General features: G+C 71.7%; 21 protein-coding genes. 4 read left to right on the plus strand and 17 right to left on the minus strand.

Features of this window, described 5'->3' with window-relative positions:
- Positions 1–34 precede the first annotated feature (34 nt).
- The 11 genes from GA0070623_RS16495 to GA0070623_RS16545 all read right to left on the minus strand — a co-directional run bounded on the left by GA0070623_RS16495 (position 35) and on the right by GA0070623_RS16545 (position 10544).
- Positions 35–1360 carry an NADH-quinone oxidoreductase subunit D gene (locus tag GA0070623_RS16495; protein ID WP_067300526.1) on the minus strand — a complete coding sequence of 442 codons (1326 nt, stop codon included), beginning with the start codon at positions 1358–1360 and terminating at the stop codon, positions 35–37.
- Positions 1357–2088, minus strand: a complete 732-nt coding sequence (locus GA0070623_RS16500) for an NADH-quinone oxidoreductase subunit C (protein ID WP_067300529.1) — start codon at positions 2086–2088, stop codon at positions 1357–1359. Before GA0070623_RS16500 ends, GA0070623_RS16495 begins: the two co-directional genes overlap by 4 nt.
- Positions 2085–2762: a NuoB/complex I 20 kDa subunit family protein gene (locus GA0070623_RS16505; RefSeq protein ID WP_067300532.1), complete on the minus strand. Its 678-nt coding sequence runs from the start codon at positions 2760–2762 to the stop codon at positions 2085–2087. The genes GA0070623_RS16500 and GA0070623_RS16505 overlap by 4 nt, the downstream gene beginning before the upstream one ends.
- Positions 2763–2776: 14 nt before the next feature.
- Positions 2777–3142: an NADH-quinone oxidoreductase subunit A gene (locus GA0070623_RS16510; protein WP_067300536.1), complete on the minus strand. Its 366-nt coding sequence runs from the start codon at positions 3140–3142 to the stop codon at positions 2777–2779.
- 136 nt (positions 3143–3278) lie between these two features.
- Positions 3279–4553 carry a geranylgeranyl reductase family protein gene (locus tag GA0070623_RS16515; RefSeq protein ID WP_067300657.1) on the minus strand — a complete coding sequence of 425 codons (1275 nt, stop codon included), beginning with the start codon at positions 4551–4553 and terminating at the stop codon, positions 3279–3281.
- A 134-nt stretch (positions 4554–4687) separates the two neighbouring features.
- Positions 4688–4909, minus strand: coding sequence for a hypothetical protein (locus GA0070623_RS16520; RefSeq protein WP_067300539.1), 222 nt, complete (start codon positions 4907–4909; stop codon positions 4688–4690).
- A gap of 67 nt (positions 4910–4976) precedes the next feature.
- The gene (locus tag GA0070623_RS16525) at positions 4977–5624 is read right to left on the minus strand and encodes a demethylmenaquinone methyltransferase (RefSeq protein WP_231932841.1); all 648 of its coding nucleotides are present in this window, start codon (positions 5622–5624) and stop codon (positions 4977–4979) included.
- 294 nt (positions 5625–5918) lie between these two features.
- Complete coding sequence (locus GA0070623_RS16530) at positions 5919–7157, minus strand: LPXTG cell wall anchor domain-containing protein (RefSeq protein WP_067300544.1); 1239 nt, start codon at positions 7155–7157, stop codon at positions 5919–5921.
- A 488-nt stretch (positions 7158–7645) separates the two neighbouring features.
- The gene (gene mqnC, locus GA0070623_RS16535; protein WP_067300547.1) at positions 7646–8836 is read right to left on the minus strand and encodes a cyclic dehypoxanthinyl futalosine synthase; all 1191 of its coding nucleotides are present in this window, start codon (positions 8834–8836) and stop codon (positions 7646–7648) included.
- Positions 8837–9487: 651 nt separating this feature from the next.
- Complete coding sequence (locus tag GA0070623_RS16540; RefSeq protein WP_067300549.1) at positions 9488–9688, minus strand: DUF397 domain-containing protein; 201 nt, start codon at positions 9686–9688, stop codon at positions 9488–9490.
- A 7-nt stretch (positions 9689–9695) separates the two neighbouring features.
- Positions 9696–10544, minus strand: coding sequence for a helix-turn-helix domain-containing protein (locus GA0070623_RS16545; RefSeq protein ID WP_067300551.1), 849 nt, complete (start codon positions 10542–10544; stop codon positions 9696–9698).
- 180 nt (positions 10545–10724) lie between these two features.
- Between GA0070623_RS16545 and GA0070623_RS16550 the strand changes: the two genes are divergently transcribed.
- A complete protein-coding gene (locus tag GA0070623_RS16550; RefSeq protein WP_157517420.1) occupies positions 10725–11087 on the plus strand; it encodes a hypothetical protein in 363 nt (120 codons plus the stop codon).
- Positions 11088–11300: 213 nt separating this feature from the next.
- Here GA0070623_RS16550 and GA0070623_RS16555 read toward each other — a convergent pair whose 3' ends face one another.
- Genes GA0070623_RS16555 through paaA form a run of 5 tightly spaced genes read right to left on the minus strand, consistent with a single transcriptional unit; the run spans position 11301 to position 15125 of the window.
- On the minus strand, positions 11301–12476 hold the full coding sequence (locus GA0070623_RS16555) for a 2Fe-2S iron-sulfur cluster-binding protein (RefSeq protein WP_067300555.1): 1176 nt from the start codon (positions 12474–12476) through the stop codon (positions 11301–11303).
- Complete coding sequence (gene paaD / locus GA0070623_RS16560; RefSeq protein ID WP_067300557.1) at positions 12473–12949, minus strand: 1,2-phenylacetyl-CoA epoxidase subunit PaaD; 477 nt, start codon at positions 12947–12949, stop codon at positions 12473–12475. The genes GA0070623_RS16555 and paaD overlap by 4 nt, the downstream gene beginning before the upstream one ends.
- A 13-nt stretch (positions 12950–12962) precedes the next feature.
- On the minus strand, positions 12963–13688 hold the full coding sequence (gene paaC, locus GA0070623_RS16565; RefSeq protein ID WP_084260972.1) for a 1,2-phenylacetyl-CoA epoxidase subunit PaaC: 726 nt from the start codon (positions 13686–13688) through the stop codon (positions 12963–12965).
- A 55-nt stretch (positions 13689–13743) separates the two neighbouring features.
- A complete protein-coding gene (paaB, locus tag GA0070623_RS16570) occupies positions 13744–14055 on the minus strand; it encodes a 1,2-phenylacetyl-CoA epoxidase subunit PaaB (RefSeq protein WP_067300561.1) in 312 nt (103 codons plus the stop codon).
- Positions 14052–15125, minus strand: coding sequence for a 1,2-phenylacetyl-CoA epoxidase subunit PaaA (gene paaA, locus GA0070623_RS16575; RefSeq protein WP_067300563.1), 1074 nt, complete (start codon positions 15123–15125; stop codon positions 14052–14054). Before paaA ends, paaB begins: the two co-directional genes overlap by 4 nt.
- Positions 15126–15511: 386 nt before the next feature.
- On the opposite strand from paaA, the gene GA0070623_RS16580 reads away from it, so the two are divergent.
- Positions 15512–16495: a hypothetical protein gene (locus GA0070623_RS16580; protein ID WP_067300565.1), complete on the plus strand. Its 984-nt coding sequence runs from the start codon at positions 15512–15514 to the stop codon at positions 16493–16495.
- Positions 16495–17445 carry a serine hydrolase gene (locus GA0070623_RS16585; RefSeq protein WP_067300567.1) on the plus strand — a complete coding sequence of 317 codons (951 nt, stop codon included), beginning with the start codon at positions 16495–16497 and terminating at the stop codon, positions 17443–17445. Before GA0070623_RS16580 ends, GA0070623_RS16585 begins: the two co-directional genes overlap by 1 nt.
- A gap of 36 nt (positions 17446–17481) precedes the next feature.
- On the opposite strand, the gene GA0070623_RS16590 is transcribed toward GA0070623_RS16585, so the two are convergent.
- A complete protein-coding gene (locus GA0070623_RS16590; protein WP_067300569.1) occupies positions 17482–18333 on the minus strand; it encodes a menaquinone biosynthetic enzyme MqnA/MqnD family protein in 852 nt (283 codons plus the stop codon).
- A 246-nt stretch (positions 18334–18579) separates the two neighbouring features.
- Here GA0070623_RS16590 and GA0070623_RS16595 point away from each other — a divergent pair, with 246 nt between their 5' ends.
- Positions 18580–20655: a HelD family protein gene (locus tag GA0070623_RS16595; protein ID WP_067300571.1), complete on the plus strand. Its 2076-nt coding sequence runs from the start codon at positions 18580–18582 to the stop codon at positions 20653–20655.
- Positions 20656–20729: the final 74 nt, after the last annotated feature.

A 20729-nucleotide genomic window follows, 5' to 3' on the forward strand; every position in this document is an offset into this window, starting at 1 on the left:
CGACTGGGGCTCCGCTTCGCTGCACTCCTCGCGCTCATCGGTCACAACCACCCATCACGGGGTCCAGCGAGGCGCCACCGGCGATCACGTCGGCGATCAGGCCGCCCTCGGCCATGGCCGGAAGGGCCTGGAGGTTGACGAAGCTCGGCTCCCGGTAGTGCACCCGGTACGGCCGGGTGCCGCCGTCGGAGACCGCGTGCACCCCCAGCTCGCCCCGGGGCGCCTCGATGCCGACGTACACCTGGCCCGGCGGAACCCGGAAGCCCTCGGTGACCAGCTTGAAGTGGTGGATCAGCGACTCCATCGACTGACCCATGATCTTGGCGACGTGCTCCAGCGAGTTGCCCATGCCGTCCACGCCGATGGCGAGCTGTGCCGGCCAGGCGATCTTGCGGTCGGCCACCATCACCGGGCCCGGCCGCAACCGGTCCAGCGCCTGCTCGACCAGCTTGAGCGACTCCCGGATCTCGGCCAGCCGGACCAGGTAACGGCCCCAGACGTCGCCGTCCGGGTGGGTCGGCACGTCGAACTCGTAGTTCTCGTAGCCGCAGTAGGGCATGGTCTTGCGCAGGTCCCAGGCGAGGCCGGCAGAGCGCAGCACCGGGCCGGTGACACCGAGCGCGACACAGGCGGTCACGTCGAGCACCGCGACGCCCTGGGTGCGTTCGGTCCAGATCGGCTGGCCGGAGAGGAGGTCCTCGTACTCCTTGAGCTTCTTCGGCATCATCTTGAGGAACTCGCGGATCTTGACGATCGCGGCGTCCGGGACGTCCTGGGCCACCCCGCCCGGCCGGACGTACGCGTGGTTCATCCGCAGGCCGGTGATGGTCTCGAAGATGTCGAGGATGTACTCCCGCTCGCGGAAGCCGTACAGCATGATCGAGATCGCGCCCAGCTCCATGCCGGTGGTGGCCAGCCAGACCAGGTGCGAGGAGATCCGGTTCAGCTCCATCATCAGGACCCGGATCGTGGTGGCCCGCTCGGTGATGTCGTCGGTGATGCCGAGCAGCTTCTCCACCGCGAGGCTGTACGCCGTCTCGTTGAAGATCGGGGCGAGGTAGTCCATCCGGGTCACGAAGGTCGAACCCTGCACCCAGTTGCGGTACTCGATGTTCTTCTCGATGCCGGTGTGCAGGTAGCCGACGACCGACCGGGCCTCGCGGACCGTCTCGCCCTCCAGCTCCAGGATCAGCCGCAGCACGCCGTGCGTCGACGGGTGCTGCGGACCCATGTTCACGACGATCCGCTCGTCGTTGATCGGGTCGGTGCCGGAGACGACCTGGTCCCAGTCTCCACCGGTGACGGTGAAGACCCGGCCCTCGGTGGTCTCCCGCTCGGTCGCGTAGTTGGACGTGGTCACTGGTACGACCTCCGGCGGTCCGGCGGCGGGATCTCCGCGCCCTTGTACTCGACGGGGACGCCGCCGAGCGGGTAGTCCTTGCGCTGCGGATGGCCCTCCCAGTCGTCCGGCATCAGGATCCGGGTCAGGTTGGGGTGGCCGTCGAAGACGACGCCGAACATGTCGTACGCCTCGCGCTCCTGCCAGTCGGCCGTCGGGTAGACGGCGGTGACGCTGGGCAGGTGCGGGTTCTCGGCGGAGACGGCCGCCTCCAGCCGGACCCGACGCCGGTAGGTCATCGAGGTGAGCAGGTAGACGACGTGCAGCCGGCGCTCGTCGGCACCGAGGTAGTCCACCCCGGACACCGAGGAGCACAGCTCGAAGCGCAGCGCCAGGTCGTCCCGCATCACCTGGCAGACCTCGGCGATCCGCTCCGGGCGGACGTGCAGGGTCAACTCGCCCCGGTCGACGACGACCTTCTCGATCGCGTCGCCGAACTGCGGGTACGCCTCCTCCAGCGCGTCGCGCACCTCGTCGAAGTAGCCCCCGTACGGCCGGGGGGCCTCCTCGATCGGGGTGCGGTGGCGGACCAGGCCGCCGTAGCCGGAGACGTCGCCGCTGCCCTGCATGCCGAACATGCCGCGCCCGGCGGGGCTGGACGGCGGCAGCTCGGCGGGAGCGCCGCTGGTCGCACCGGCCGGGGTGACCGGCACCGGCACCCCGCCGTCGTTCTTCCTGTCGTTGCTCATTTGGGGCCAGCCTGGGTCTGGAGGTGGTTCTGGGCGTTCATCCAGTTCTCGATCCGCAACTGCTCCTCGCGGCCCTCGCGGACGGCCTTCGTCCACTCGGCACGGCGGGCCTTGTCGTTGCGGTACGACGACGGCATCGAGCCGTACGGCACCACGGGGACGTCACCGCGCTCCAGGCGGGCCGCCTGCATCTTGCGGCCGTTGGGGCCGAGCGGCTCGTACATGATCTTCTCGCGGAGCTTGAGGATCGCGTCGATGAGCATCTCGGGGCGGGGCGGGCAGCCCGGCAGGTACATGTCGACCGGGACGACGTGGTCGACGCCCTGGACGATCGCGTAGTTGTTGAACATGCCGCCGCTGCTGGCGCAGACGCCCATGGAGAGCACCCAGCGGGGCTCGGCCATCTGGTCGTAGATCTGGCGCAGGACCGGGGCCATCTTCTGGCTCACCCGGCCGGCCACGATCATCAGGTCGGCCTGGCGCGGCGAGGCGCGGAAGACCTCCATGCCCCAGCGGCCCATGTCGTAGTGCGGGCCACCGGCCGCCATCATCTCGATGGCGCAGCAGGCCAGGCCGAAGGTGGCGCCCCAGACGGACGACTTCCGCGACCAGTTGACCAGCTTCTCCACGGAGGTGAGCAGGACGCCGGCGGGGAGTTTCTCCTCGATGCCCATCTGACGTTCCTCCCTCAGTCCCAGTCCAGGCCGCCGCGCCGCCACACATAGGCGTACGCGACGAAGACCGCGACGATGAACAGGACCATCTCCACGAAGCCGAAGATCGGCAGGGCGTCGAAGGAGACCGCCCAGGGGTAGAGGAAGATGATCTCGATGTCGAAGACGATGAAGAGCATCGCCGTCAGGTAGAACTTGATCGGGAACCGTCCGCCGCCCACCGGCTGGGGGCTGGGCTCGATCCCACACTCGTACGCCTCGAGCTTGGCCTTGTTGTAGCGCCGGGGACCGGCGAAGCGGGCGGCGGCCACGGAGAACAGCGAGAACGCCGCGGCGAGGGCGAACAGCCCGATGATCGGTGCGTAAGGCGAGAGCGACATCTTTTCTCCTGCTCGTCCTTCCCCTGCCCCAGGTGCTTGACAAAATTCACACTATTCACGTCCCTCGTGACTGCCGTCAGCGGGGGTCGATCCCTGCCCGCGCCGGGGCCGTCGTTGGCCCTGGCCCGGCCACGCCTCACACGGCCGGGGCCGCCTTCGTCATCGCGTTGATGACCCGGTCCATCGCGTCCCCGCCGCGCGGGTCGGTCAGGTTGGCCAGCAGCTTGAGGACGAAGCGCATCAGCATCGGGTGCGGCATGCCGTGCCTGGTCGCCATCCGCATCACCTCGGGCCGGCCGATCAGCTTGACGAAGATCCCGCCGAGCCGGTAATAGCCGCCGAACCGGGCCTTCAGCTCCTGCGGGTACGCGGTCAGCGCCCGCTCCCGCTCCGCGCCGGCCGGTCGGGCCAGCGCCTGCACGATGACCTCGGCGGCCAGCTCGCCGGACTCCATCGCGTACGCGATGCCCTCGCCGTTGAACGGGTTTACCATGCCGCCGGAGTCGCCGACCAGCAGCACCCCGCGGGTGTAGTGCGGCACCCTGTTGAAGCCCATCGGCAGCGCCGCGCCGAGGATCGGGCCGTCGGCGTTCGTCTCGTCGGTCATCCCCCAGTCCGCGGGGGTGTTGGCCAGCCAGTCGGTGAGCAGCCGCCGGTAGTTGGTCTTGCCGAAGGCGGAGGAGGAGTTGAGCACGCCCAGGCCGACGTTGACCCGGCCGTCACCGAGACCGAAGATCCAGCCGTAGCCGGGCAGCAGCGCGTCGCTGTCCTTGCTGCGCAGCTCCAGCCAGGACTCCAGGTAGTCGTCGTCGTGCTTGGCCGGCGAACGGTAGTAGCGGCGCACGGCCACCCCGATCGGCCGGTCCTCCCGCTTGGCCAGGCCGAGGGCGAGCGGGAACCGGCCGGAGACGCCGTCGGCGGCGACCACCAGCGGGGCGTGGAAGGTGGCGGGCTCCCGGCCCGGACCGACCTCGGCGGTCACCCCGGTCACCCGGTCGTCCGCGTCGAGCACCGGGCCGATGACGTTGACGCCGGTACGCAGCTCCGCGCCGGCCGAGACCGCCCGCTTGGCGAGCAGGTCGTCGAAGTCCAGCCGGGTCCGGACCAGACCGTAGTTGGGGAAGCTGGCCAGGTCGGGCCAGTCCAGTTCGAGGCGTACCCCGCCGCCGATCACCCGCAGGCCCTTGTTGTGCAGCCAGCCGGCCTCGGGCGAGGTGTCCACGCCCATCCGGATGAGCTGCCGGGTCGCCCGGGGGGTGAGCCCGTCCCCGCACACCTTCTCGCGGGGGAACTCGGTCTTCTCCAACAGCAGCACGCGTACGCCGTGCCGCGCCAGGTGGTACGCCGTCGCCGATCCACCGGGACCGGCGCCCACGACGATCACGTCGGCGTCGTTCTCCACCGAAGTCATCTGCGCCCCCTCCCGCACGCTCGTGAAATGCTTCACAAGCCGATCGGGTTGGAGTCTATGACCGTGGCTGGCCCGCTGCCGGGTGAGGCATACCTAACTTCCTGGAAACATGCGGGTCGGAGTCGGTCCGGGGCTCAGCCGCGGGCGGTGTCGAGCCCCGCGTCGGCCCGGATCGCGGCCGGGAGCTGGTCACGCAGCGCTCCACCGGCCGCCCGGTCGAGCGCGCCCAGCACCTCGGCCACCACCTGGCGGATCTCCGCCGGGTCGACACCGGCCAGCTCTCTGAGCTGGGCAGCCAGCGCGGCGGCATCCCCGTCGGTGGGGGCGGGTGGGTCGGTCGGCACTGCTCCCGTCATGCAGCCGACTTTACCGGCAAAACCTCTCAAAAGCAGACATCAACCGGAAAACGTCAGGCACGGAGGGTCACCCCCGGACGGCCCGGTGCAGGGCCACCACCCCGCCGGTCAGGTTGCGCCACGCCACCCGCCCCCACCCGGCCGCGCCGACGCGGGCCGCCAGCGCCGCCTGGTCCGGCCAGACCCGGATCGACTCGGCGAGGTAGACGTACGCGTCGGGGTTGCTGGACACCGCCCGGGCCACGACCGGCAACGACCGCATCAGGTACGACAGGTAGACGGTACGGAAGGCCGGGTGCACCGGGGTGCTGAACTCGCAGACCACCAGCCGGCCGCCCGGCCGGGTCACCCGGGCCAGCTCCCGCAGCGCCGCGTCGGTGTCGTTGACGTTGCGCAGGGCGAAGGAGATCGTCACCGCGTCGAAGGAGGCGTCGGCGAAGGGTAGCCGCAGCGCGTCCCCGGCCAGCAGCGGCACCTCCGGCCGGACCCGCTTGCCGGCGTGCAGCATGCCCTGCGACAGATCCACCCCGACCGCGTACGCCCCGGAGCGGGCCAGCTCCTGCGTCGACACCCCGGTGCCGGCACCCACGTCCAGCACCCGCTCACCCGGGAGCAGCCCGAGCGCCGCCCGGGTGGACCGCCGCCAGGACCGGTCCTGCCCGAAGGAGAGCACGGTGTTCGTCAGGTCGTAACGGGCCGCCACCCCGTCGAACATCGCGGCGACCTCGGGTGGGGACTTGTCCAGGCCGGCGCGCTGGCCCTGCGGGGTACGGCTCACCCCTCCACTCTGCCAGCCACCGCCCACCCACCCGGCGCGGGGTCGTCCTCCGGCACGGGGCCCGTCCGCCGTGCCGCACACCCCGGCCCCACCGGCCCGCCCGTCACGTCGAGCGCCCCGGTCCGGCCGTCCCGGTCCGGGCGGGTGACCCGGACAGGCCGCGGGCGGGGTGGATGACCACCCCGCCCGCCCTACGTCCTACCGCTCAGCCGTGCGCCGACCCGTCGTCGTTCAGCCCTGCGGCTTCTCGTCGCCCGGGGCCACCAGCACGAGCCGACGCCGACGGGCGAGCATCAGCAGCGCCCCGCCCGCGAGCAGCACGACGGCACCGATGCCGCCGATCAGGGTGGCCTGCGCGCCGGTCACCGGCAGACCGCCGTCGCCGCCACCCGTGCCACCACCGGTGGTCGGGCTGACGCTGGTGCTCGGGCTCGGGCTCGGCTCCCCGGTCGGGCTGGGGCTCGGGCTCGGGCCGGTGCTCAGGTCGACGAAGACGTCGAACAGCGACGTGTTGTCGCCGTCGTCGGTCTCGGTGAAGACCTTGCGCTGCGCCTTGCTGGCGACCTGCGGCTTCTCCTCCGGCGTACCCTCGGCCTCGGTCAGCCCCATGCCGAACAGGACGCCCGGGGTGAGCACCTTCTCGGTGACGTCCGCGCCGACCTTCACCCGTACGTCGGCGGTGTAGAACTCACCCGGCCGCAGCACCGCGCCGGTGTCCTCGCAGTACGCCTGCGCGATGCCGCCCAGTTCCTGCTGCACGCAGCCCTCGGGCACCTCGACGAAGCTCACCCCGGCCGGCAGGGAGATGCCGTACGCGATGCCGGTGGCCCGGCGGCTGCCGCCGTTGTAGACCGCCCAGTCCAGCGGGGCGGTCCCGCCGGGCTTGACGCCGGCCAGCCCGCTCTCGCCGGCCTCGTCGCCGTCGACCACCACGTCGGCGTAGACGTCCTGCACCCAGGTGGTCAGGTCGTAGCCGGGCTTGACGACCATGATGTCGTGGTCGACCGAGTCCGAGGTGGCGTTGGGCGCGCTCACCGTCACCGTCAGCACGCCCCCCTTGCCGCGGGTGTCGGTGCCGAACAGCGGGATGCCGAACTCCTCGGTGGTGCCGCCGGCGATGTCGTCGGTGGTGCCACCCAGGTCGGACAGCGAGCAGGTGAAGGCGGTGCCGGAGACGGCACAGCCGTCCGGCACGAGCACCCCGACCTTGTTCGGCCTGAGGCCCGCGGTCTCGACGGTGACCTTCACGTCCTTGGCGTCGACCGAGCCCCGGAGGTTCTGGACGGAGAACTTGAACGGCTTGGCCTTGGCCTCCTTGACCCCGAGCGCCAGCTCGTAGCTGAGCGGAACGAGGTCGAGTTTCGCCTGGTCGGCGGCGCTGGCCGGGGCGGCGACGGTGGCCACGCCACCGACGGCGAGCAGGGCCACGGCGCCGACGCGGGCCAGGGCCGAGCGGTGGAACAGAGTCATCGATCCCCCGGGGGGCTAGGGACTGCTGGGAAAGGTGGGGCTGATGTGGCGAACCGAGCGGACGTTATCCGAGATCGACGCCGGTGCGCCAGCCGTGACGTGCGTTTTCGTTCCAGACGGGGCCGAACGGAGGAGGAGCGGGGGCGGGACGGTCACCCGTCCCGCCCCCGTTTTATATGAACGGCCCTCCCGGGCCGATGGAGGACCCACGGCGCTCGTACGGGCTTCCCGACGGGGAAGCGGAAGGTACGTCGGGCGCACGTTAGCGGGCACCGTCGCGCCGCGCCAACCCCCGCGCCGGAGCAGCACCGGGTACGTCTCCGTCCAGCGCGCCGCAGCCCGCCCCAATTGCCGCGTCTTGTGGTGGCTGATCCCCCGACACCTCGCCCGAACGGCGACCACGAATATCCCCAGGGCCGACGCCCGGACCCGTTCAGCCAGTCACCGCACCAACCCGAGCGATCACCCTCAGTGATGGCCGGGGCGGGTCAGCGGGCCTCGACGAGTGGCAGGGAGCGGCCGGCCCCGCCACCGGGCATGGCGATCGAGGAGAAGTGCGAGACCACCCGGTCGTCGGTCGGGTCGTCGGCCGGGGTGTGGTGCACCGCGAGCCGGCGGTAGAGGGTGTCCCGCTGGGCCGGGATCCGGTCGGCCGAGCGGATCATGCCGATCAGCTCGTGCAGGTTGGACCGGTGCCGCGCGCCGGCCGAGGAGATCACGTTCTCCTCCAGCATGATCGAACCGAGATCGTCGACGCCCATGTGCAGGGAGAGCTGGCCGACGTCCTTGCCGGTGGTCAGCCAGGACGCCTGCAGGTGCGGCACGGTCTCGAAGAACAGCCGGGCCACCGCCACCAGGCGCAGGTACTCCAGCGTGGTGGCCTGGGTGCGACCCTTCAGGTGATTGTTCTCCGGCTGGTACGTCCACGGGATGAACGCCCGGAACCCCCGGGTACGGTCCTGCACGTCGCGGATCATCCGCAGGTGCTCGATCCGCTCGGCGTTGGTCTCGCCGGTGCCCATCATCATCGTCGCGGTGGACTCCAGGCCCTGCCGGTGGGCCAGCTCCATGACCTCCAGCCAGCGGGCGCCGGACTCCTTCAGCGGGGCGATCGCCCGGCGCGGCCGGTCCGGCAGCATCTCGGCCCCGGCACCGGCGATCGAGTCCAGCCCGGCCGCCTTGATCCGGGCGATGGCCTCGTCCAGGCTCACCTGGGAGACCTTCGCCATGTGCAGGATCTCACTCGGCCCGATGGAGTGGATGGCGAGCTGCGGGTACGCCTTCTTGACCGAGGAGAACAGCTCCTCGTAGTACTCCACCCCGTAGTCCGGGTGGTGGCCGCCCTGGAGCATGACCTGGGTGGCCCCCAGCTCGACCGCCTCGCCGCAGCGACGCAGGATCTCCTCGGTCGGGTGGGTCCACCCCTCGGCGTGCTTCGGCGCCCGGTAGAAGGCGCAGAACTTGCACGCCGTCACGCAGACGTTGGTGTAGTTGATGTTGCGGTCGATCAGGTAGGTGACGACGTTGTCCGGGTAGCGCCGCCGGCGTACCGCGTCCGCCGCCTCGCCCAACGCGTGGAAGGGCGCCTCGGTGTAGAGCAGCAGCGCCTCCTCGGGCGTGATCCGCCCGCCGTCCGCGCCACGCTGCAGGATGTCGTCGATCTCCCGGTTCGCCGTCACATCCCGAGCGTACGCCGACCCGCCGTCCCGGCCCCGGGTGGTGCGTCGACCCGTGACGCACCCCGCACACCACCAGCGTCGGGCACCCTCCCAAGCCCGCGCGAGGAGCAGAGGCCTGCGCAGGTCCCTCATCGCCCGAGTCGGCGGTCTCCCCCCGCGAGGATGCGGATGAACGCCCGCGCTGGTCCCTGCCCGGTCGTCGAGTTTCTTATCAGTTTTGACCAACCCTTCCCAGGAAGGGTTGGTCAAAACTCTTCGAGCAGATCCGCAGGGCAGGGATGTCGAGCATCTTCCGCTACGAACAATTACGAGCGCACGAAGAGTGCCTGCTCGCCATCCCCGATGCACTGGCCTGGTGCCGGGCCAGGGGCGGACGATGGAAGAACTCCGTCCGGCGCATGGTCAGTGAGTGACGGCAGGTCTGGCAGAGCCGAGGAAGCGCGAAACCCGGCCCACCCACCGTCCGGAAGGCTGCCGGGTCCACTTCCAAGGGGCTACTGCCCCCGGCTATAGCAGGTTAGCCCGGAGCTCAGCACCCGGACACCCAGAAATCAAGATCCAATTGCGAAAAGGGAGAAGACACGCCGACGACGATGCGCGAAACAGCAATGTGATCACGCATCCCCACCCCTCACCCGCCCATGCCCGACGTCAGAACCCGGAACGCACCGGCGGATGAGCGACGAACGCGGCCCACGACCGACGCTCGAAAGCCAGCACCGGCCCCGCCGGATCCTTCGAGTCGCGTACGCCCACCACCTGAGCCACCCCGGCCACCTCGACACAGTTGGCATTGGAACCGCTACAGGCCGACTTACGCCAGGCCACACCGGAGAAGTCGGGGACGATCATCCGAGGCTCACTCTCGCTCGTGCTCCGTTGCGTACCGCGCAACGAGTTCCACCGAATCGACGGGGCTCAGTGCCACCTCGACCAGCCTATCCACCTCCCGCCGGAAGTGCGCCACCTGCGGAGCCTCCTCCAGAAACAGCCCGGTCAGCTTGTGGTCGAGGAAGACCACCGACCGGTTACGCGGAAAGTCGAAGAGCGCGAACGACCCGTCCAGCCCGGTGTGCCCGCCGACGGCCAGCGGCACCACCCGCAGGGTCAGGCCCGGCCGGTCGGCCGCCTCCACGAGGTGCCGCAGTTGCCGGCCCATCACCCGAGCCCCGCCGAGCGCCCGACGTAACACCATCTCGTCAAGCAGCACGTGCAGGGTCGGCGGGGTGGGCCGGGTCAGGACCGCCTGCCGGCCGAGTCGGGCGGCCACCCGCCCCTGCGCTTCCTCGGCCGGCACCCCGCAACCGACCATCACCGCCTGCGCGTAGTCCGCGGTCTGCAACAGGCCGGGCACCAGCATCGGCTCCCAGTTGACGATGGCGGTCGCCTCCGCCTCCAGCCGGATCAGGGTGCGCGACTCTTCGGAGAGTCCGCCGATCGCCTCCCACCAGCCGACCTCGGCCGACCGCTCGGCCATCCCGAGCAGTCGCTTGCGGGCGTCCCCGGTGACCCCGTAGATCACCAGCAGGGACGCGACGTCGGCGGCCGAGACGCCCTGGATGCCGTTCTCGATCCGCGACAGTTTGGACGGTTGCCAGCCGAGCCGGATGGCCACCCGCCGTTGCGCCATGCGACGAGCGTCCCGCAGCTCACGCAGTTCTCCACCGAGCCCTCGGCCGACCACAGTGGGCTGACTCGCCTTGGCCATGGTGATCCTCCCGATCTCACCGTGATCCGCCTGATCAACGGTCCCGGCAGCAGCACGCGACCGAGCCACCACACCATCACCGTGGCGACACGGGCAGTGACGTTGAGTATTGACTCTCGCTCGATCTCACGCAAGCATGAGTAGCAACGTTGCTATCCCGTGCAGAGCTTGGAGGCCGCCATGCAGATCCCTCAGCCCACCTGGCTGCGGCCGTACGACCCGGCCGACTCGCCCGGCCCGATCCCGTCGGTGGTCGAGCGGTTCCGGCGGCGCAGGCGGGACGAGCCGGAGCCGCCCAGCGAGGCCGAGCGGGAGGCCGCCCGCTACACGGTGGTGCTGGTGTCGCCCGAGGGCGCGCAGGCCCTCGGCGACGACCGGGGCGAGGTCGGGCTGCACCTGTTCCGTGACGAGGACTGGGACGGCAATCCGCCGCACCTGGACGAGGCGGTCAAGCTGATCGAGGAAGCCTGCGGCGAGCGGGTCGCCCTCACCGAGCACCACTCCGACCTCACCTACTGGACCGCCCACCTCCGCACCGACTGACAGGTCGCCGCAATGGCGAACCCGGCGCAAACCGGCCGATCCGGGTGAGTCGGGTGAGTCGCCAAGGTCATCAGCTCGACAGGACCCGCAACAGACATCAGACCCACCGGCCGGGGCGGGACATGGCCGGACCTCGACGCGCCGATCACCAACCGCGAACCGAGATCGGGCCGGGCCGAGCCGGGCCGGGCCTCGGTCCACCGGCCCACAGCGCTATCCGTCGTAGTCGACAGTCAGCGTGTCGGTGGTCGGGCTGGACTGGCAGGTCAGCACGTATCCGGCGGCCACCTCGTCCGGCTCGAGCGCATAGTTGCGGGCCATCGTCACCGCACCGGAGACCACCTTCGCCCGGCAGGTCGAGCAGACCCCGCCCTTGCAGGCGTACGGCAGCTCGCCACGCACCTTCAGCGCCGCGTCCAGCACCCGCTCGTCCCGCCCCATGGTGAACCGCGACGACCGGCCGTCCAGCACGATCGTCACCTCCGCGCCACCGGCCGCCGCGTCGGCCCGGCGGACCGGCTCCGGTGGGGCCTCGACGTGGAACAGCTCGGTGTGCACCGCCGACTCGGGCAGCCCCCGGCCGGTCAGCACCGCCTTCGCGTCCAGCACCAGCTGGTACGGCCCGCACAGGAACCATTCGGAGATCGTGTCGCCCGGCACGATGGTGTCCAGCAGCCGGCCCAGCCGGTCGGCGTCGATCCGGCCGGACAGCAACGGCGACTCGCCCGGCTCCCGAGACAGCACGTGCACCAGGTGCAGCCGGGTCGGGTAGCGGTCCTTCAGGTCGGCCAGCTCCTCGGCGAACATCACCGTGCTCGCCGTACGGTTGCCGTACACCAGGGTGAAGGTGCTGGCCGGCTCGACGGCCAGGGCGGTCGCGACCAGCGCGAGCACCGGCGTGATGCCGGAGCCGGCGGCCACCGCGCCGTAGTGCCGCACCCGCTGCGGGGCGAACGCGGTGGTGAAGTGCCCCAGCGGGGGCAGCACGTCGACGGTGTCGCCGTGCCGCAGCGCGCCGCAGGCGTAACCGGAGAACGCGCCGCCGGGGATCTCCCGCACCCCGATCCGCAACCGGCCGTGCCGGGCCAGGTCGTCCGGCGTCGAGCAGATCGAGTACGACCGCCGCACGTCCGCACCGGCCGCGCCCGACCCGCCCGGCGCGCTGGCGGCCGGGACAGTGCCGGCGGGCATGGCGGCGGCCGGGACGGCGCCGGCGGGCAGCCGGACGGTCAGGTGCTGGCCGGCGGCGAACGCGAACGTCGCCCGCAGCTCCTCCGGCACCGCGAAGGTGATCGCCACGGCGTCGTCGGTGAGCCGCTCGACGGCGGTGACCGCCAGCGGATGGAACGACGGCCGGCGACGGACCGGGCGGGTGATGGTGACAGTCACAGCGCCTTCAGGTGGTCGAAGGGTTCGGAGCAGGAACGACAGCGCCAGAGCGCCTTGCACGCGGTGGAGCCGAACCGGCTGACCTGCTCGGTCTCCGGCGAGCCGCACCGCGGGCAGCGCACCGCCAGGGTCAGCGGCACCGCACCCGCCGAGCGGATCGGGGCCGGTGGGGCGATACCTGCGGCGGCGAGCTTGGCCCGCCCGGTGTCGGAGATCCAGTCGGTGCTCCAGGCGGGGCTGAAGACCGTGCGGACCTCGGCGTCGGGGTGCCCGGCAGCCGCCAGCGCCCGCCGGATGTCGGCCCGGATCACGTCCATCGCCGGGCAGCCGGTGTAGGTGGGGGTGATCGTGACGACCACCCGGCCGGTGGCCGGATCCTCGTCGACCGCCCGCAGGATGCCCAGCTCGTCGATGGTGATCACCCGGATCTCCGGGTCCACCACCGCCGCCACGGCCGCCCCGGGGTCGGTCACCGGCCCGCCCGGCTCACCACTGCGCCCCGGGGTGCGCCCGGTGCAGCACCTGCATCTCGGCCAGCAGGAAGGACAGGTGCTCGGTGTGCACGCCGGCCCGGCCGCCACCCGGCTTCCAGCCGTCCGCCGGCCGGGTCAGGGTGGCCTCGGCCAGCACCGGGGAGACCACGGCGTCGAAGTCGGCGCGCAGGGCGGCCGGGTCGACCGGGGCCGCCGGGTCCGCCGTGAACAGCTCGTGGTGGTACGGCCAGAGCTGGTCCACCGCCGCCTGGGCGCGACGGTGCGACTCGTCGGTGCCGTCGCCGAGCCGCTTCACCCACAGCGCGGAGTGGTCCAGGTGGTAGGCGGACTCCTTGCGGGCCTTGGCCCCGATCGCGGCGAGCCGCTCGTCGGCGCAGCCGGCCAGCGCGGTGTAGAGCGGCACCTGGTACGCCGAGAGCAGCAGCAGCTTCACCATGGTCACCGCGAAGTCGCCGTTGGGCAGCTCGACCAGGAGACAGTTGCGGAACTCCCGGTCGTCACGCAGGAACGCCAACGCGTCCTCGTCCCGGCCGGCGCCCTCCAGCTCGCCCGCGTACGACAGCAGCAGGCGGGCCGCGCCGAGCTGGTCGAGGGCGATGTTGGCCAGCGCGATGTCCTCCTCCATCTCGGGCGCGCGGGTAGCCCACTCGCCGAGCCGCTGGGCGGCCACCAGCGCGTCGTCGCCGAGGGCGAGGGTGAAGTCGAAGGGGCCGTTCACCGGGCCGGTCTCCGTTCGCGACTGCGGGGCTCGCAAACCCGGCTCATCCTCGCGCTCACAGGTGGGCCACCCCGTCCGGCACCTCGTAGAAGGTGGGATGGCGGTAGACCTTGTCGGCGGCCGGGTCGAAGAAGGCGTCCTTCTCGTCGGGGCTGGACGCGGTGATCGCGCCGGCCGGGACCACCCAGATCGAGACGCCCTCCTGCCGGCGGGTGTAGAGGTCACGGGCGTTACGCAGGGCCAGTTCGGCGTCGGGGGCGTGCAGGCTGCCGACGTGGGTGTGCGACAACCCGCGGCGGGGGCGCACGAAGACCTCCCACAGCGGCGAGGTCACCGGCCCCTGGGGCGTTTCCCGCTGCTCGCTCACGCCGCCACCCGCTCCCGCTGCGCCCCGGCCCGCTGCTTCACGGCGTACGCCGTGGCGGCCTCGCGGACCCACGCGCCGTCGGCGTGCGCGCGGCGGCGGTGTTCCATCCGCTGCCGGTTGCACGGCCCCTCCCCCTTGATCACCCGCATCAGCTCGTCGTAGTCCGGCTGGGTGAAGTCGTACGCCTGCCGGGTCTCGTTCCAGCGCAGGTCGGGGTCGGGGATAGTGAGGCCGAGGATCTCGGCCTGCCGCACGCACATGTCGACGAAGCGCTGCCGCAGCTCGTCGTTGGAGAACCGCTTGATCTTCCAGGCCATCGACTGGGCGGAGTGGGTGGAGTCGCCGTCCGGCGGGCCGAACATCGCCAGTGACGGGTACCACCAGCGGTCGAGCGCGTCCTGGGCCATCGCCCGCTGGGCCGGGGTGCCGTGCGCCAGGGTGTGCAGGATCTCGTAGCCCTGCCGCTGGTGGAACGACTCCTCCTTGCAGACCCGGATCATCGCCCGCGCGTACGGCCCGTAGGAGCAGCGGCAGAGCGGGACCTGGTTGACGATCGCCGCGCCGTCCACCAGCCAGCCGATCGCACCCACGTCGGCCCAGGTGAGGGTGGGGTAGTTGAAGATCGAGCTGTACTTCTGCCGGCCGTCGAGCAGCAGCTCCACCAGCTCGTCCCGGCTGACACCCAGGGTCTCGGCGGCGGCGTAGAGGTAGAGGCCGTGACCGGCCTCGTCCTGCACCTTGGCCAGCAGGATGGCCTTGCGCTTGAGCGAGGGCGCCCGGCTGATCCAGTTCCCCTCCGGCTGCATGCCGATGATCTCGGAGTGGGCGTGCTGGGCGATCTGCCGGACCAGCGTCCGACGGTAGGCGTCGGGCATCCAGTCCCGCGGTTCGATCTTGTGGTCGGCGTCGATGACCTCGGCGAAGTACGCCGCCGGGTCGTCGCCGGGCAGCGTCGCGCCCGCCCGGGAGCGGGCCGCCGCCTCGCGCAGCGCCGTCTCGGCGGCCTCGACCTGACCGAGCAGGCCACCGCCGGGCGCGTCCTCCTGCGGGGCGAAGTCGTTGCCATACATGCGACAAGTGTTACAGCTCGCCTCTTCCAACACCAGAGGGTGTAACAGGATTTGAGCGACACTTTCCGTTACTGATCAACTACACTCCGCATAACTCATCATGAGTTTCCTGATGTGACTCGGATCACTAATAGAAGATGAGCGCCCGTAATCGGCTCACATGCTGCCTTTATCCAGACTTTTCGGCGGGTCGCCGGGCGTCGAATCCTGGCGAGTCGGCTGTCCGGACGTAGACTTCCCCGGTCACCACCGATCGCTGACGACGATCGCCACCCGAGACAGAGGCCACCGTCCCCCGGCCTCGGCGATCGAGCCGACACCCTCGGAAGCCGACACCGTCGGAAACAGCCGGCCCCCCGGCCCGGACATCTGGAGCTCGCCCACTCATGCGATCTCGCGTGATCCTGGTGCTCGCCGTCATGGCGGTGCTGCTCGGCACCGGCCTGCTGGTGCCGACCGCGTACGCCAAGCTCTCCGGCGACGACGCGAGCGGCGGTACCGGCGGCGGTACGACGGAGAAGGTGCCGGCCCCCGCGCCCACCGCGCCGCCGGCCCCCACCCTGGCCGCCGCGCCGGTCTCGGTCGACTTCAAGGGCCAGTTCTTCGGCTGGTCCCTGATCGACCGCACGACCGGCCAGCTCTCGGGCTCGAAGAACATGACCTCGACCAGCTCCACCGAATCGATGCTCAAGGTCTGGATCGTCTCCGACTACCTGCGCGAACTCGGCGACCAGAAACCGCCGGCAGCGATGTTGAAGAACGCGAGTCTGGCCATCCGGGACAGCAACGACGACGCCACCAACCGGATCTACGCGAAGTCGGGCGGCTCGTACCGGGCGCTGGACAACGGCCAGCCCGGCCCGGTGCTCAAGCGGGCGATCACCATCTGCGGCCTCAAGGACACCAAGCCCGGCAACGTCTCCGGCTACGAGGGCTGGTGGAGCTTCACCCGGATGTCCCCCCGCGACGCCGCCCGGCTCGGTGACTGCATCGCCGACGGCACGGCCGCCGGCCCCCACTGGACCAAGTGGGTGCTCAACGAGATGGCCCAGGTCCGGGGCAGCGTGAGCAAGCAGCTGGCCCGCTCCGGCGGCGGCCGGTGGGGCATCATCGACGGCCTGCCCGACGAGATCACGAAGCAGGGCCCGGTCGCCATGAAGAACGGCTGGACCCCCCTCAGCTACGACGGCAACTGGCACGTCAGCTGCCTCGCCGTCACCGACAAGTGGAGCCTCGCCGTGATGATGCGCTACCCGGTCCGCCAGCAGTTGACCTACGGTGCGAAGGTCTGCGCCAGCGTCGCCACCCAACTGGTCACCCCCCAGCCCGGTGCCGCGCTCAAGGTGCCGCAGCCGGTCGGGAAGCTCTGATGGCCGGCAGCCGACGGCCCCGCCGCTCCACCGGACGGGACCACCAACCGCTGAAGATCGTCGCCGTCGCGGCGGTCCTGACCGGCCTGGTGCTGGTCTCGCTACGGCTCCTGCCCGGCTCACCGATGGAGTCCACCGCCGCCTCGCAGTGGGGTGACGCGTCCACCTCGACCCGCTCCACCGACTCGCCGGCCGACCGCCGCAGCCGGCCCACCCCGGCACCGTCGCCCACCCCGTCGCTGACCCCGCTGCCCTTCACGGACCGGGACATCGACCTCGACATCAAGGGCTGGTACGCCTGGAGCGTGCTGGACCGCCGGACCGGCAAGATCATCGGCTCGGACAACATGGCCGAGACCAGCACCACCGCCTCGCTGATCAAGTCGTGGATCGTCGCCGACTACCTGCGCCGGGCGGACGACGCGGGGCAGACCCCGAGCGACGCCAAGCTCGCCGACGCCACCCGGATCATCAGGGACAGCGACAACACCCGGGCGGAGCAGTTCTACAACGGCGTCGGCCGGTCGGCGTCGATCAAGCGGCTGATCTCGATCTGCAAGCTCACCGACAGCAGCGTCGCCGCCGACGGCGGCTGGAGCCGGACCAACCTCTCCCCCCGCGACGCCGCCCGGCTCGGCAACTGCATCGCCGACGGCCGCGCCGCCGGCCCGCAGTGGACCACGTGGCTGCTCAACGAGATGAGGCTGGTGCGGGGCTCCGGGGACTTCGGCATCCGCAAGGCGTTCCCGGCCGCCGAGCGGAAGAAGATCGCCATCAAGAACGGCTGGATCGACCGGACCCGCGAGCAGGAGATGCACATCAACTGCCTGGCCATCGGCGGCACCTGGACGATGGGCGTGATGGTCCGCTACCCGATCGAGCTGGGCTACGACTACGGCATGAAGAACTGCCAGAAGATCACCGAAGCCCTGCTCGGCCCCAGCACCTGACCGGATGACCCGGGCCGGAAGACCGGGGCCGGCCGGTCAGCCGGCGAAGAACTCCGGGCCGCCCTCGGGCAGCGCGGGGGCCTCGCCGACGGCCGCCACCCGGCGGGCGAACTCGCGCAGCCCGGCGACCTGCCGCTCACCGAGCGAGAAGTCGAGCGCCCGGAAGTACGTGGCCAGCGTCGCCGCGTCGAACGGCTCCCACCGGGCCGCCGCCCCGGCCACCTGGTCCAGCTCGGCCAGGCACAGGTCACGGGAGCGCAGGAACGCCTGGTGCACCTCCTTGACCAGGCCCGGATGGGCGGTGGCGAAGTCGCGGCGGACCGCCCAGACGGCGAAGACCATCGGAAGGCCGGTCCACTCCCGCCACGCCTGCCCGAGATCGGTCACCTCCAGCCCCCGACGGGGTGCCTCGTAGAGGGCGCGCAGCGCCACGTCCCCGATCAGCACCCCGGCGTCGGCCTCCAGCAGCATCTGGGTCAGGTCCGGCGGGCAGCGGAAGTACTCCGGGTGGACGCCGTACCGGTCGGCGAGCAGGAGCTGGGCCAGCAGCACCCCGGTACGCGAGGTCGAGCCGAGCGCCACCCGCCCGCCGGCCAGCTCGGCCAGTGGCCGGGTGGAGACCACGTTGACCGAGAGCACCGGCCCGTCGCTGCCCACCGCCAGGTCCGGCAGGAGCAGCAGCTCGTCGGCGTGCCGCAGGTATTCCACCTGGGAGATCGGGCCGATGTCCAGGTCACCGGCGACCAGCGCGGCGCTGAGCCGGTCCGGCGAGTCCTTGTGCAGGTCGACGTCGAGCAGCGCGCCGGAGCGCATCAGCCCCCAGTAGATCGGCAGGCAGTTGAGGAACTGGATGTGCCCGACCCGGGGACGTGCCACGCGCTCAGCCATGACCCGACGGTATCCCCGCCGGTCCGGGTCGGCTCACCGGGAACCCCGGGGAGTGGTCAACCCCGCACCACCCGACTCACCGACCGGCCCGGAGGAAAACCGCTGGAGCGGGCGGCCGGACGGCGCGTAGGCTGGTCCACCGCTCGACGGCCGTGGTGAGGTAGCCACCGCAGCGGACGTCCCCACGCGCCAAGGACCCTTCCTGGATACGCGGGCGAGCCGATCGAGACGCCGAAGAGGATCACCGTGCCCGCAACCGACGAACGCGGCAGCGCACACTCCGTACCAGCACAGCTCGACACCGAACTCGCCGCCGAGCAGGCCCACCTGGAGACCTCCCGGCTCGCCCTGCGACGGATGCGGGACCGCGCCCAGTCGCTCTTCGCCACCGGTGACAAGGTCGCCGGGGACGCCTACACGGCCGAACAGCTCGGCCGGCACCTGGCCCGGCGGGTCGCCGAGCTGGCCGACGACCCGGCCACCGCGCTCTTCTTCGGCCGGCTGGACTTCGGCCCGGCCGACCCGGAGCACGCCGGGCGGGCCTACCACGTCGGCCGGCGGCACGTCACCGACGAGCGGGGCGAACCGCTGGTGCTGGACTGGCGGGCCCCGGTGTCCCGCTCGTTCTACCGGGCCAGCGCCCGCGACCCGCAGGGGGTCGCCGTACGACGACGGTTCGGGTTCGGCGCCGGGGCGCTGACCGGCTTCGAGGACGAGCACCTGGACCGGGGCGAGGAGCTGGGCACCAGCAGCCGGATCCTCACCGCCGAGATCGAGCGCCCCCGGGTCGGGCCGATGCGGGACATCGTCGCCACCATCCAGCCCGAGCAGGACGAGCTGGTCCGGGCCGACCTGGCCGACTCGATCTGCGTGCAGGGCGCACCGGGCACCGGTAAGACGGCGGTCGGCCTGCACCGGGCCGCGTACCTGCTCTATCTGCACCGGGAGCGGCTGCGCCGGGCCGGGGTGCTGATCGTCGGCCCGAACCGGGCGTTCCTGTCCTACATCGCGGCGGTGCTGCCCGCCCTCGGCGAGGTCGAGGTGGCCCAGGCCACCGTGGAGGAGCTGGTCGCGCGGGTGCCGGTCCGGGCGGTCGACGACCCGGCGGTGGCCGCCCTCAAGCACGACCCCCGGATGGCCGAGGTGCTCCGACGTGCGGCGGACGCCCGGATCACCGCGCCCACCGACCCGATCATGGTGTCGGACGGGTCGTTCCGCTGGCGGATCGGCCTGGACCCGCTGCACCGGGTGATCGAGGAGACCCGTCGGGAGGGGCTGCCGTACGGGACCGGACGGGAGCGGGTCCGGGCCCGGGTGGTCGGGTTGCTGCAACGCCAGGCCGAGGCCCGCCGCGCCGAGTCGCCGGGCGACGCCTGGCTGCGCCGGATGGGCAGGTCCCGCCCGGTGACCGCCTTCCTCGACGCCGCCTGGCCGGCGCTCACCCCGGAGGGGCTGGTGCACGCCGTGCTCGGCGACCCGGATCTGCTGGCCACCGTCGCCGACGGCCTGCTCACCCCCGACGAGCAGGCCCTGCTGGGCGGGACGAAGCCGGGCCGGACCCCGAAGGCGACCCGGTGGACCGCCGCCGACGCGGTGCTGATCGACGAGGCGGCCGGGCTGATCGAACGGGCCACCGGGTTCGGGCACGTGGTGGTCGACGAGGCGCAGGACCTCTCCCCGATGCAGTGCCGGGCCATCGCCCGACGCAGTGAGCACGGTTCGATCACCCTGCTCGGCGACCTGGCCCAGGGCACCGCCCCGTGGGCCGCCACCGACTGGCGAGAGTCCCTGGCCCACCTGGGCAAGCCGGACGCGGCGGTGGTGCCGCTGAGCGTCGGCTTCCGGGTGCCCGCCGTGGTGGTCGCGTTCGCCAACCGGTTGCTGCCCGCGCTGGCGGTCGACGTACCCCCGGCGGTGTCGTTGCGGCGCGACGGGGCACTCGACGTGCGTACCGTGACCGATCTGGCGGCGGCGACGGTGGCCGAGGTGCGCGCGGCGCTCGGGCAGGACGGCTCGGTCGGGGTGATCGCCGCCGACGACGCGGTGGACGGCCTGCGCGCGGCCCTCGCCGCCGCCGGGGTGCCGACCGCGACCGCCGACGACCCGGCGGCCCCGGCGCGGGTCACCGTGGTCCCCGCGACGCTGGTCAAGGGCCTGGAGTACGACCACGTGGTGGTCGTGGAGCCGGCCGCGATCGTGGCCGCCGAGGCGCGCGGCCTGCACCGTCTCTACGTGGCGCTGACCCGGGCCGTGTCCGGGTTGTCGGTGTTGCACACCGCGCCGCTGCCCGGCCCCCTGGCCGGACCACCACCAACGGCCTGACCACCGGCCGGCGACCGGAGCATCGCCGACAGCCGGACCACCCCCGCCGGCCTGACCGCCAGTGCCCTGACCAT

Source organism: Micromonospora rifamycinica (assembly GCF_900090265.1).
GTDB classification, from domain to species: domain Bacteria; phylum Actinomycetota; class Actinomycetes; order Mycobacteriales; family Micromonosporaceae; genus Micromonospora; species Micromonospora rifamycinica.